Raw genomic sequence first — 12,916 nt, 5'->3', positions numbered from 1 at the left:
CGCAGGGGTCTCGCGCAGAGCGCCGCGGTCGATCCCTTCGTGCCGGGGCGGCGTGCGCCAGTCCGGACGCACACTTCGGACAACCTGGACACATTGATGGCTTCCGTCGCAAAACCGCCATTACCGTCAGCGACCCCGAAGCGACGATCCCGGGATCCGGACGGTGCGCGACACGGAAGCGGCTGATCGCGGTGAAAATCGTCCCGGCGATCGCCGCCGCGACCGCAAAACCCATTGGGCGGGCGGGCGTCGAAAATCACAGTGGAAGCCCGTTTGGGCAAATTAAATCGATTTCAGTTCGGAGCGTGATGGGAATAGTGATCAACATCACCCTGTTAGTGGTACCTTACCCTGAGCGCACCACGTTAGATTGGTTGGCAGTCTGCCAACGAACCCCCGCTGTGAACGGCCGACAGCCCGAATGACCGCCGGAGCGAGTGTGAACGTCGCCGATGTGACACTTTATCGATACACCAGCGAACAGTTACGAAACCTCTGCGAAGTCGCCGGCTTCGAAAAATCGGACAATACCCCACTTCAGCTGCTGAAGGAACTACTCGGCCCGGCCGGAACGCGTCCACTGTCGGACGGTCCGTTATGGCCGTCCGATGTCGCCGACGACGCCACTCCGGTCGAATTCTCCCTGGCCTTCGACTCGAGCGGCGGCCGGGCGATCCGCGTGCTCGGCGAGACGATCAACGGAAAACCCAGCCCGGAAGCCAACGCCGAGGCGGCGAAGCAACTCCTCGCCACCCTGGCCGAACGGTTCCGGCTGCCCCTGGACCGCTACCACGCCGTCGCGGATCTGTTCCTTCCACAACAGCCACAGGGAAAGTTCTCGCTCTGGTTCTCCCTGATATTCCGACCGCACTCCCCACCGCGGGTCAAAGTGTATTTCAACCCCGAGGTGCAAGGCGTCGGCCGGGCGCGGGAACTGGTCGCGAGCGGGTTACGGAGACTAGGTATCGCGCACGCGTACGATACCGTCGAAAAACATGCGCTCCGCCGTGGGGAACTCGACCGTTTTTCCTTTTTCGCATTCGATCTCGACGACGGCCCGGCCGCCCGGCTGAAACTATACGTATCGCATTTTTCGGCGATGCCGGAAGACGTGGAACACGCGGCTCGCGCGGTTTCCGGCGTCGACCCCGCACTGGTCTCCGAATTCTGTTCCGTCATCGGCGGAAGTGGCCCGTTCACCGGCCGCCCCCTGGTTTCCAGTTATTCATTCGTGGAAGACGGCGGGGGAAGTCCAGGAAACTACAGCCTCTATCTGCCGATCCGTTCCTACACGTCCGACGACAAGGTCGCGCGGACCCGCGTGCTGGAACTCATGCGAAGCCGTGGCCTCGACGAAGCCGACCTCGATGCCGCGATCCGTGCCGTCTCGCGGCGTCAACTGGCCGACAACGTGGGGCTCATCCCCCACGTCTCACTCCGGGCGGGCCGGTTCGACTCCGGGATCACGGTCTACCTCTCCTCCGAGGCTTTCGCCGTCACACCGGTGCCGTTGGCAACCTAACCCACTCGAAAGAGACCATCATGCGTTCCTTTCCCCCGTACCGGATCCAGGTCGTGCGAGAAATTCCCATCACCACCAGACCGGAGCGCGAACGGGCGCTCGAACTCGCCGCCTACAACATGTTCGACGTGCCCGCCAACATGGTCACCATCGATCTGCTGACCGATTCGGGCACGGGCGCGGTTTCCGCGGCCCAGGAAGCCGCCGCCACCGCGGCCGACCGCTCCTATGCCGGATCCGACTCATACCACCGTTTTCGCGCCGCCGTGGACGGGCTGACCGGCTATCCGCACACCCTTCCGGCGCATCAGGGCCGTGCCGCTGAGCGGATTCTCTTTTCCACTCTGCTGAAACCGGGTCAGATTTCCCTGTCCAACACGCATTTCGACACGACACGGGCCAATGTCGAAATCATCGGCTGCGAAGCCCGCGACCTGCCCTGCCCCGAGGCCGCCGACCTGGACAGCCTGAAGCCGTTCAAGGGCAACATCGACCTGGACGCGCTGGAGAAGACCTTGTCGGGCCCGGACGGCGACCGGGTCGGCATGGTGTTGATGACGATCACCAACAACGGCGGTGGCGGGCAGCCGGTGTCCATGGCCAACCTCACCGCGGTGCGCGACACCTGCCGGCGGCACGGCGTCCCGTTCTTCCTCGACGCCGCACGCTTCGCCGAAAACGCCTGGCTGGTCGTCCAACGTGAGCCCGGATACCAGCACCACAGCCCGGCCGAAGTCGCCCGGCGGGCGTTCGCGCTCGCCGACGGCTGCGTGGCGAGTTTGAAAAAGGACGCGATTTCCCCGATGGGCGCCTTCATCGGGCTCCGCGACCAGGAACTCGCCCGGCGCTGCGAGGTCAATCTCATCGCCACCGAGGGTTTCCGGACCTACGGCGGCTTGGCCGGACACGATCTGGAGAGGGTCGCGCAGGGACTGGACGAGGTCCTGAACCCGCACTACCTGCGTGCCCGCGAGGCCGAGGCCGCGGACTTCGCCCGCATGGTCGGCGAGGCGGGCGTGGACATCGTGCAGCCACCGGGCATTCACGCGCTCTACCTCAACGCGGGCCGGCTCCTGCCGCACATCCCGCCGCACCGGTTCCCGGGCCACGCGCTGGCCTGCGAGTTGTACCTGGCCGGCGGCATCCGTTGTGTCGAACTGGGTTCCCTCTACCTCGGCGAATTCGACGCCGCCCACAACCTGGTCACGCCGGCCCCGTTCGAACTGGTCCGGGTGGCCCTGCCGCGCCGCGGCTACACCAAGGCCCATCTGGAGTACGTCGCCGACGTGCTCGCTTCGATCGCCAAGAACCCCGAGCAGGTCCCGGGATACCGCGTCGTCGACGCTCCCCCGGTCCTCCGCCACTTCAACCTGCGTTTGGCGAAGATCTAGAAAACCCGCGACAACGTCGTCGCGGGTTCGGCGTCACCCGGCGGCGGCAGGTTCGGGTACCGGCAGTTTGCTCATGGCGTAGCGGACCAGCTTGATCAACGCGAGCTTGCTGGCCTCCCGCTGCCGCGCGTCGAAGAACATCAACGGTACCGCGTCGGAGAGCGCCAGCGCCTTGCGCACCTCTTCCTCGGTGTAGTCGTCCGCGTCCTCGAAACAGTTGACCGCGATGATGAACGGGATTCTCCGGCGCTCGAAGAAGTCGATCGCCGCGAAACTGCTGTCGAGCCGCCGGGTGTCGACGAGGACCACGGTGCCGATCGCGCCCCGGGCGAGTTCGTCCCACATGAACCAGAACCGGTCCTGGCCCGGCGTGCCGAACAGGTACAGCACCGTGTGCGGGGAGATGGTGATGCGGCCGAAATCCAGCGCGACCGTGGTCGTCGTCTTGCTTTCGACCCCGGTGATGTCGTCGATGCCGTCACTCGCCTGCGTCATCACCTCCTCCGTCGACAGTGGCGGAATCTCACTCACCGAGCCGACCATGGTGGTCTTGCCGGCGCCGAACCCGCCCGCCACCACGATCTTGACCGGGGTCGGGATCACGCCCCTGGGGTCAGAGTTTGTTGAGACCATCGAGCACCGCCTGAAGTAGTTCGCGATCCGGAGCCTGCGTCGCCTGGGTGGGCGACCGGACGATGACATCCCCCCGTTCGATGAGATCGCCACAGAGGACCTTGACCACGGCGAGCGGAACCTTGACATATGCCGCCAGCTCGGCGACCGAAAGCGGCCGCTGGCACAGCTGGAGTATCGTCCGGTGTTCCGGGGTGAGCCCGATCGGATCCTGCGTGTCCCGCAGGGCCATCACCTGGGTCGCCACGTCAAGGGCCACGTCGGACGACGGGATCCGTCCGCGAGTGATCGCGTAGGGCCGGACCAACGGCCCGGCCGCCTCGTCATACCACTCGTCTGGATGCACGATCAGTTCCTTGTCGGGAGAATATTGGCGGCACTACGCGGTGCCGAGGACATGTAGTCACCCACTCTTTTCACCAGCCGGCTCATCTCGTAGGCGATCAGTTCGACATCCACGGTTTCCTCGGCGAGCACCGCGAGGCACGCACCCTGGCCCGCGGCGGACACGAACAGGTAGCCCTCCGCCATCTCGACCAGGTTCTGCAGCACCGGCCCGCGGTTGAAGTGGCGGCTGACGCCCTTCGCCAGGCTCTGCAGGCTGGACGCGAGCGCCGACAGCTGGTCGGAGTCGTCCTTGGCCAACAAGCCGGACTTGCCCATGAGCAGGCCGTCGGAGGAGAGCACGACCGCGTGCTGCGCCCCGACGACACGGTCCACCATGTCGTCGAGCAGCCAGTTCAGGTCGATCGTGGAATTCCCGTGCTCGTTCATCTGAGATTCGACTCCCCTGTGAAATCAGTGGTGGCTCGTGATGTCTTCAGGACCGTTCATGTCCCGCCCCCGGCGCGTGCCCTTGTGGAAGGCCGACAGCGTGCTCCGTGTCCGGCCGGCGAAGTCCTCGGGGCGGAGATCCGCGTCCGGATCGTCGCGGAGCCGGGCCACGATGTGCTGCTGGGGCTCACGCTGGGGCAGTGCGCGTTTGGGGCGCTTCGTCCCGGGCTCGCCCGGTCGGGGCGGCGCCACGGGAAACGTCTGCACGGTTGGGTCTGCGCGGGACGGTTCGGCGTCCCGCGATATCTCCGGTTCGCGGCTCATCACGATTCCCGTTGTGATCGGCTTCGCTGGACTGGTTTCGCACTGCCCGGCACCAACGACACCACTGCCGTCGATGGCGGACGCGGATTCCCCCCGCCCGTCTGCACCATTCGCGGGGTCATCGGCAAGCCCCCGGGAGAGTTCGCCGAACTCCGGTTCCGCATTATCGGGGACCGAGTCGTCCGACGCCAGGATCGCGGTCGGGATCAGGATCGTGGCGCGCGTGCCGCCGTAGCGGGACGAGTCGAACATGACCTGGACGCCCAGCCGCGCGGCCAGCCGGGACACCACGAACAGGCCCAGGCTGGTGTCCGCCTTGAGCGCCATGGCGTCGAACTCCGGTGGCTCGGACATCATCCGGTTGGCCCACTCGCGGACGTCGTCCTTCATGCCGAGACCCTGGTCGGCCACGTCGACCACGACCCCGCGCGCCACCATCGTGCTCGTCATGTGCACCGGGGACCCGGGCGGGGAGAACGACGTGGCGTTGTCCACCAGTTCGGCGACCAGGTGGATGGTGTCGGCGACCGCCGAACCGACGATCGCGACCTGCGGCACGGTCTCCACCTCGACCCGCGCGTAGTGCTCGGTCTCGGAGATCGCGGCCCGCAGGACGTCCATCAGCCAGACCGGCTTGCGCCACCTCCGCCCGGGTTGCCGGCCGCCCAGGATGATCAGATTCTCGGTGGTGCGCCGGGCCCGGGTGGCCAGGTGGTCGAGCTGGAACAGCCCCTTCAGCTGGGTGGGGTTCTCCTCGCGGCTTTCCATCCGGTCGAGGATCTGGATCTGGCGGTGCACCAGGCCCTGGTTGCGGTGCGCGATGCCGAGGAACACGTTGTGCACACCGTTGCGGGCCTTCGCCTCGCTGACAGCCGCGTTGACCGCGGTCAGCTGGGCTATGTTGAACGCCTCGGCGACCTGGCCGATCTCGTCCTTGCCATGGTCCAGCCTGGGCAGTTCCGCGGTGACGTCGACCGATTCGCCGTCCTTCAGGCGCCGCACGATGCTCGGCAGGCGGGTCTGGGCCAGCTCGATCGAGTCGTTGCGCAGCCGTTCGAGCCGGGTCACCAGGGCGCGGTCGACCAGGGTCCGCGAAACCCGGACCGCGACGATGATCGACGCGATCGCGGCGATCAGGGCGAGCACACTGCCCAAGATCGCGTTCCGCAGGTTGTCGTTGCCGTCGGACACCGCCAGCGCGGAAATCCGGTCGGCCTGCTCGATGGTCAACTGGTTCAACGCGGTGGAGACCTGTCCGCTCAGCGCGCGCCAGTCGGTCTCGCTGACCCCGATGTCGGCCTGCCCGCGGAAGGTGCCCGACCCGTGCGAGACGAGCGCGTCTTCCGCGGTGCTGAGCCGTTTCCACGCGTCGCCGTTCACCACGCTCTGGTAATGGGCCGCGACGTCGGGTTCCATGAAGGGTGCCAGCTTGACCAGGGTGGCCCGGTACGAGCCGACGAGCTGCGCGAACTGGAGATGGTCCGCCGGGGTCAGCGAACCCGCGGCGAACGCGCTGGAGACGATGGACGCCGCCCTCGACATCTGGTCGGCGGAGCGGAAGATGTCCGTCGCCCCGATCGCGCCCTGGGTGGCCGCGACGTCCGGGACCAACCGGGCCTGGGCGTCGAACAAGCCGGCCGCGGTGTCGATCAGATGGTTGTAGAAGTCGTTGACCTGGGCCTTCGAAATGGTTCTGAGGTTGATCTCGGCGCGGATGACCGGCAACTGGTCGAGGCTGTTCCCCAGCTGGGTCATCTTCGCCGCGATCTCGTCCGGCACCAGCTTGAGCACCGGCTGGATGGCCGACCGCAGCTCGCCCAGCGGCCGGTCGATGGACTGCTGCTGGAGTTGCAGATCGCGCAACCCCACCGAGGGACGTTCCAGGTAGATCAGGCTGAGCTGCCGTTCCTGCTGGATGGAACCCAGCGCGGTCACCGCGGGAATGGACACCTGCTGCACGCTGGAGCCCACCGTCCGGACATACACCCCGTTGATAACGAAGTAGCCGGAAACGCCGATCCACATCACGAGGAGCGCGATACTGGGAATCAGAACGGTCCCGGTCAACCGTTTCCTGATGGACTTGTGGTGCCCTTCGCCCGGGTTGGTCTTTTTCGTCACAACGCTCCACCGCCCGCCAATCGGGTGCTTTTGCCGGGGGAAATCATGTCGTATGCCCCTCCGGTGGTTTTGGCAACCCCCCATCCTCCAGTTCGGACGCACCACGCGAACCGACCGGACCGGCGCAAACGCCGCCCACCTCGAGCGGTTCACGGGCCGCCGGGGGCAGTTCGGCGTCAACGGCGACCGGCCACGCCAACGGGTCGTGGCCGAGCCGGTCGAGCGCGGAAACCTGGAGGGCGCACCACGGCGAGACCGACTCCGGGTCGGCGAGGACCTCGGCGACGAACCGCGGCCACTCCACCCAGGAAACTTCGTCGACCTCTACGGGATTCCGCCGGGGCGTAACGTCACCGTCGATTAACGCGCGGTAAACCGGGCAGACCTCGTTTTCCTGGGTTCCGTCGGCCATTGTGGCGCGGTATTGAAAAGCAGGGAGCGTCAGGTCGATCCGGTCCGCGAACACGCCGAGTTCGTCGGCCAACCGGCGCGCCACCGCCTCCGCCATCGGTTCCGCTGGGCCGGGGTGGCCACAGCAGGAATTCGTGCGCACACCCGGCCAGGTCAGCTTCGTCCGAGCCCGCCTGGTCACCAGGAAGCGGCCGGCGGAGTCGAACAGATAGCAGGAAAAGGCCAGGTGAAGCGGGGTCTTCTCGTGGTGGACCTCGGCCTTGGGCGCGTAGCCGACGCGCTCGTGACCGGGTCCGCAGAGTACGACGTACTCGACGCCGGGATCGAGGGTAGAGGACATATTCGGCCTTTCCGCCTGTTTCGCTGGCCTGACGATCATGAACGGTCACCCGGCGGCGCACAAGTCCCCCCTCGGTAAACGATCCTTTATGGACATTCAATAAGCCCGGAAGGCCGCCCTGACGCATGGACTGACCTGCAACCCGCTGCCCAACGCCCAGCACGCCCCGGGAAAGCACGTGCTCAGCGAGAAAGCCTTCGCGGCAACGCTTCCCGGGCAGCAGAAGGCCCGTGACGCGGCCGCGTCAGGCGTCACAGTCGCGTGACGAGTTCGTGGGTCGTCGTGACGGGGTTGACAGGTAGAAGTGCAGGTAGGCGAACCAGGAGGGGCACGAGGCGGGTGCCGCGGAGAGGACGAGGGCGGTCCGCGGGGTGCGGATCCCGACACCCGAACTTCGTGTCCACAGTAGACAGATAGGCTCCTTCCGGCTGTCGCGGTCATCGCCCGGCGACCGATTCCGGGCATCGTCGGTGACCCTGGTCAAGCGGTCAGGTGGCGTAGAGCCGCGACGGCCGGATGACCCAGCACACGGTGAGCTGAAGGGAGGAACCGAAGGCGCCTGTGTGCACGGTCACCGTGCCCGCGGGCGCGTCCGAGTCGATCTCGGGGTAGTCGTCGCCGGACCCACGATCCGGAGGCGGTGCCCCGCGGCGAGGCGGTAGTGCGTCGGCCACCCGTGCACCGGCACCGGGTAGACCACGCCGGGCCGCACCGGCGCGAGCGCCTCGTGGCCGCACCGGTGGCTGGTCTTCAGCCAGCCCGCGGTGATCCGGCTCGCGGTACCGTCCGCCGCGACATCCTGCACGACGACCGCCACATTGCCGTCGCTCGCGGTGGTCGACACCCGCACGTTCGCCTCGAGACCCCCGGCCAGCACGAGCTCACGCGGCAGAACGCCGGAGTCGAAGGACAGGTTCTCGCCGGCCCGCGCGGGCGCCGGATCCGTGTTGACGGCGAAGACCCGCGTGCCCGGCGCATCCGGCGCCGGCGAAAGGCGGCCGTCCGTGGTCAGGGACAGCCGGACCTGCCGCGCGTCGGTGGGCGGCCAGTCCGGAAAGGCCTGCCAGCCATGACCGACGCCGGGGACCTCGTTGAGCCGGACGGTGGGCACGGCCGAACGGATGCTCGGGGTCAACCTGCTCGAACGGACCACGCGGCGGCTGGTACTGCCCCGGAAGGGGCCGAGTTCGTCCGCGTCGCCCAGGACATCGTCGGGGCCTTCGGCGGCGGGCTGAACCATTTCTCCGGGTTGCTGGCCGGAACCCGTGGTCACGTCCGGGTCGCCACGCTCCCTTCGCTGGCCGCGATCCTGCTCCCGCCGGTGGCGGCGGTCCACCGGGCACGCTTTCCCGAAGTCGAATGTCCATCGAAGACGCTCTGTCCGACGAGGTGCTGCGGCGGGTCCGGGCCGGCGAAGCCGACCTGGCGGTGACCGTGGTCCGCACTCCCCCGCGCGGGCTCGACACACAACCGCTGGCCACGGACGAATTCTGTGCCGTCTTCCCGCGCGAACACCGCTTCGCCGCCGAGAAAACCTTTGCCTGGGAACAACTTCGCACGGAACCGTTCATCGCCTTCGATCCGGCGAGCAGTATCCGCGCCCAGGTGGACGCCGCCCTGCACGGCTCGGGCCGGGTCGTGCAGGCCCGCGACATCGCCGCCGTGGCCGGGCTCGTCGCCGCCGGGCTCGGCGTCTCCGCGGTACCGGGGCTCGTGTTGTCGCTGATCGAGTTCGCCGGGCTCGCCCACCGTCCGCTGACCGGCCCCCAGGTGCGGCGGAAGATCGCCGTGGTCCGCGATCTCCGGCGGCCGGTCGCCGCCGGAGATGCGGGCCTCCGCGCCATCGACGCGGCCGCGTGCGCGGGCATGCCCCTCCCCGGCACGCGCGCTGGACGAGGCCGGCGGAACCGTTAGGGACCTGAAAATCTCGCTCCCCACCAAGGTCTGGCCGCTGTCACGGCGATCACCGTCGCCACCACGGCGTCACAGGCCACCGTCGTCGGCGGCCCCTCGCAGAACTCCTGGCGGAACCAGGGACCACACGCCGCCGGGGTGGCACGGCACCTCAGCCCAGTTTGCGCAGCAAAGGCAGAACGTCTTCGGCGAACTGGGTGAGGAATCGTTCCTGGTCCTGGCCGGGTCCGTGGAAGACGAAATGGGTGAATCCGGCGTCGACGTAGGGGGTGATGCCGGCCAGCGCCTGTTCGGGGTCGGAGGCGACGATCCAGCGTTTGGCGACCTGGTCGATGGGCAACTCGTCGGCGAGCCGTTCCATTTCCACCGAGGAGCCGACGCTGTGCTTCTGCTCCGGGGTCAGCGACAGTGGTGCCCAGAAGCGGGTGTTCTCCAGCGCGGCCTCCGGGTCCCTGTCGTAGGACAACTTGATCTCGATCATGCGGTCCACCCCGGCCGGGTCACGCTCGGCGGCCGTGGCGCCTTCGGTGACGGCGGGCAGCAGTTTCCCGGTGTAGAGATCCATGCCCTTGCCCGAGGTGCAGATCATGCCCTCGCCCACCCGGCCCGCGTACCTGGCCATCTGCGGGCCGCCCGCGGCGACGTAGATCGGCACCGGCTGCTCCGGCCGGTCGTAGATCACCGCGTTGACCAGCTTGTAGTACTCCCCGTCGAAGCTGACCTCCTCACCGGTCCACAACCGGCGCATCAGCGTGATGGCCTCCCGCAGGCGGGCGAAGCGTTCCTTGAACTCGGGCCACTCCCGGCCCGAGACCGCGACCTCGTTGAGGTTCTCCCCGGTGCCGACCCCGAGCATGATGCGGTTGTCATACAGCAGCGCCATGGTGGCGAAGGCCTGCGCGATCACCGCCGGGTTGTACCGGAACGTCGGCGTCAGCACGCTGGTGCCGATCCGCACCCGGCTGGTACGCTCGCCCACCGCCGCCATCCACGACAGCGCGAACGGCGCATGCCCACCCTGGTGGCGCCACGGCAGGAAGTGATCCGACACGACCACACTGTCCAGGCCGACCTCCTCCGCCCGCACCGCGTACTCCACCAACTGCCGCGGCGCGAACTGCTCCGCCGACGCCTTGTAGCCGATGGTCAAGCTCATACCTGCTCCTGCTCGTCATGGACGCGCTCTGTGCCCGCGCCCGCACTCTCCAGACTGCGAAAGACTGCGAACACCGTCCCACGCCGGTGATGTTCCCGCGTGTGCCACGGCGCGGCAGGCAGCCGGGCCATGCCTCCGCGACCGCCCACCTCGTCTCGTCCCGCAACACCGATCCTATCCACGACCCCGGCCCGCGCGGCGGCCCAGCGGGTCGAGCCCAAGACACCTGAGGAGGCCACGCGGCCCCTCCGCACCGATCGGGGCCACCATCGCACGAATGGCGGCGCAACCCCACTTTGCGTGCGCGGTATTCGCACTGATCGAGTTAAATCATGGGCAAACGGTTTACCGCCGTTGTTGGCCGGACGGTCCCATTGGTACTTGTGGCAGCCATGGGCACACATTCGTTCGGCCGGCGCGGGTTTCTCGGTGTCGCGGCGCTGGCCGCGGGAACCGCTTTCACGGGATCGAGTCCCGCCGCGGCGTCCGCCACGTCCACTACGGACATCAGCCAGGAACTCGCGCGTGAACTGCTGCTCGTGGGCGAGCAGAACACCGATCTCAAACTGGAGTACCTGCGCATCCTCATCGATAGCGGCCTGCCGAAAACCCCGGCACCGAAGAAGATCCTCGTCGTCGGTGCCGGCATCGCCGGCCTGGTCGCGGCCCGGTTGCTCTCCGACGCCGGGCACACCGTGACCATCCTGGAAGCGAACGCGAACCGCACCGGCGGGCGGATCAAGACCTTCCGGGGGATCTTCGCGGACAAGAGCCTGCATGCCGAGGCGGGCGCGATGCGGCTGCCCGACTTCCATCCGATGGTGCTGGCACTGGCCGACAAACTCGGCCTCCGGCGCCGCTTGTTCTACAACGCCGACGTGGCGCCCGGCGCGGAGCCGGCCGGACCGGTGCCGCCCGTGGTGTACCGATCGTTCTCCGGTGAGGTCTGGACCAATGGGGAGCCGGTCACGTTCACCGCTCCCCCGGCGGCCGGGCGCAGCCTCATCCAGGTGAACGGCCGCCTGCTGACCCGCGCGCAGTACGCCGCGGACCCCGCCGCCGTCAACGCCACGTTCTCCTCCGACCTGGCGATCACGACCACCGAAGCCGAGGACAAGGCCCTCGCCCCGGTGACCGTCCCGACGACCGCGCCGATCGAAGAGCAGGTCTCCGCGTGGGCCAGGCTGATCACCGCCTACGACGACTATTCCACGCACCGGTACCTGGTGGAGGCCGCCGGCTGGAGCCTGGCCGACATCGAGGCGGCCGGCACCCTGCAGAACCTGACCTCGCGGCTGCACTACTCGCTGTTCCCCACCTTGATGGACCACGCGATCATCACGCCGAACGCCCGGTACTGGGAACTGGAAAGCGGAACCGCGTCGCTGACCGACGCCTTGACCGGTTCGCTCGAACCCCTGATCCGGCGGAATCGGCGGATGACTTCGCTGACCCAGACCGGCCAGGGGGTGATGATCGAGACCACCGCCGAATCCGGCACCGAAGACGGCTGTGCCGGCGGTCCGGGCGAGCCCGTGGAAACCTTCGCCGCGGACTACGCGATTGTCACCATTCCCGCGTCCGCCCTGCGGTTCTGTGATTTCCGGCCGCTGCTGTCGTATCCGAAACGGCGCGCCGTCATGGCGCTCCACTACGATTCGGCGACCAAGGTGCTGCTGGAATTCAGGACCCGGTTCTGGGAGCGGGGCCCGCAAGGGTTCACCGGCGGCGGCTGCGTCTCCGACACCCCCAACCGGTTCACCTACTTCCCCTCGCACGTGCCGGGGTCACGGGGCGGAGTGGTGCTGGCCTCCTACACGTGGTCCGACGAGGCCATGCGGTGGGACTCGCTGACCGACGACGAACGCTACGCCTTCGCGCTGAACAACATGGCCGCCATGTTCGGGCCGCAGGTCCACCACGAGTTCACCGGTCACGGCGCCACCCAGTCCTGGACCCGCAACCGCTACGCCCTCGGCGAGGCCGCCATCGTCACCCCGGGCCAGCTGCACGAGTACCACCCGGTCATCCGCACGGCCGAAGGCCGGGTGCACTTCGCCGGCGAGCACACCAGCCTGAAACCCGCCTGGATCGAGGGCTCGCTGGAAAGCGCTGTCCGTACCGCCCTGGAGGTCCACCGCCGCTGAAACGGGCTCATTGGAGGGAAATGACCGATTCGCCCCCAATGAGCGCATTCTTCCGAGAACACCGTTCCGGGCTGAGCGACATCCCTTGTTGGGTTTGTGTACCCGTGGCCGTCACCGTCCGGCGTGGTCTCCGTTGTCCTTTCCGGCCTTGAATCTGCCTGCTTTGTCACTTCAACTTTCCGA

11 protein-coding genes are annotated in these 12,916 nt (G+C 67.6%); 4 read left to right on the top strand and 7 right to left on the bottom strand.

Annotation, left to right across the window (positions count from 1 at the left end; all coding sequences use genetic code 11):
• Nucleotides 1-439: 439 nt before the first annotated feature.
• Together VJT49_RS06985 and VJT49_RS06980 are read left to right on the top strand one after the other, a co-directional pair.
• The gene (locus VJT49_RS06985) at nt 440-1,522 is read left to right on the top strand and encodes a tryptophan dimethylallyltransferase family protein (protein WP_324163883.1); all 1,083 of its coding nucleotides are present in this window, start codon (nt 440-442) and stop codon (nt 1,520-1,522) included.
• 20 nt (nt 1,523-1,542) lie between these two features.
• Entirely contained in the window at nt 1,543-2,913 is a 1,371-nt protein-coding gene (locus VJT49_RS06980; protein ID WP_324163882.1) for a tryptophanase, read from the top strand.
• Between the two features lie 33 nt (nt 2,914-2,946).
• Here the strand turns inward: VJT49_RS06980 and VJT49_RS06975 are convergent, their stop codons facing one another.
• The 6 genes from VJT49_RS06975 to VJT49_RS06950 form a co-directional block, all read right to left on the bottom strand.
• The gene (locus tag VJT49_RS06975; protein WP_324163881.1) at nt 2,947-3,546 is read right to left on the bottom strand and encodes a GTP-binding protein; all 600 of its coding nucleotides are present in this window, start codon (nt 3,544-3,546) and stop codon (nt 2,947-2,949) included.
• Nucleotides 3,527-3,892, bottom strand: coding sequence for a DUF742 domain-containing protein (locus tag VJT49_RS06970; protein ID WP_414635852.1), 366 nt, complete (start codon nt 3,890-3,892; stop codon nt 3,527-3,529). The genes VJT49_RS06975 and VJT49_RS06970 overlap by 20 nt, the downstream gene beginning before the upstream one ends.
• A gap of 2 nt (nt 3,893-3,894) precedes the next feature.
• Nucleotides 3,895-4,320 carry a roadblock/LC7 domain-containing protein gene (locus VJT49_RS06965; protein WP_324163880.1) on the bottom strand — a complete coding sequence of 142 codons (426 nt, stop codon included), beginning with the start codon at nt 4,318-4,320 and terminating at the stop codon, nt 3,895-3,897.
• Nucleotides 4,321-4,344: 24 nt separating this feature from the next.
• A complete protein-coding gene (locus VJT49_RS06960; protein WP_324163879.1) occupies nt 4,345-6,765 on the bottom strand; it encodes a nitrate- and nitrite sensing domain-containing protein in 2,421 nt (806 codons plus the stop codon).
• A 43-nt stretch (nt 6,766-6,808) separates the two neighbouring features.
• Nucleotides 6,809-7,516, bottom strand: coding sequence for an isopentenyl-diphosphate Delta-isomerase (idi, locus tag VJT49_RS06955; protein WP_324163878.1), 708 nt, complete (start codon nt 7,514-7,516; stop codon nt 6,809-6,811).
• Between the two features lie 571 nt (nt 7,517-8,087).
• Nucleotides 8,088-8,852, bottom strand: a complete 765-nt coding sequence (locus tag VJT49_RS06950; protein ID WP_324163877.1) for a CocE/NonD family hydrolase C-terminal non-catalytic domain-containing protein — start codon at nt 8,850-8,852, stop codon at nt 8,088-8,090.
• Nucleotides 8,853-8,875: 23 nt separating this feature from the next.
• On the opposite strand from VJT49_RS06950, the gene VJT49_RS06945 reads away from it, so the two are divergent.
• Nucleotides 8,876-9,430, top strand: coding sequence for a LysR substrate-binding domain-containing protein (locus tag VJT49_RS06945; protein WP_324163876.1), 555 nt, complete (start codon nt 8,876-8,878; stop codon nt 9,428-9,430).
• 151 nt (nt 9,431-9,581) lie between these two features.
• On the opposite strand, the gene fgd is transcribed toward VJT49_RS06945, so the two are convergent.
• Complete coding sequence (gene fgd / locus VJT49_RS06940) at nt 9,582-10,586, bottom strand: glucose-6-phosphate dehydrogenase (coenzyme-F420) (RefSeq protein WP_324163875.1); 1,005 nt, start codon at nt 10,584-10,586, stop codon at nt 9,582-9,584.
• A 392-nt stretch (nt 10,587-10,978) separates the two neighbouring features.
• Between fgd and VJT49_RS06935 the strand changes: the two genes are divergently transcribed.
• A complete protein-coding gene (locus VJT49_RS06935) occupies nt 10,979-12,733 on the top strand; it encodes a flavin monoamine oxidase family protein (RefSeq protein WP_324163874.1) in 1,755 nt (584 codons plus the stop codon).
• The last annotated feature ends 183 nt before the right edge of the window (nt 12,734-12,916 follow it).

Source organism: Amycolatopsis sp. (assembly GCF_035276945.1).
Taxonomy (GTDB): Bacteria; Actinomycetota; Actinomycetes; order Mycobacteriales; family Pseudonocardiaceae; genus Amycolatopsis_E.
Note: the sequence above shows the minus strand (reverse complement) of the source record. Positions and strands in the feature narration are given on the sequence as shown.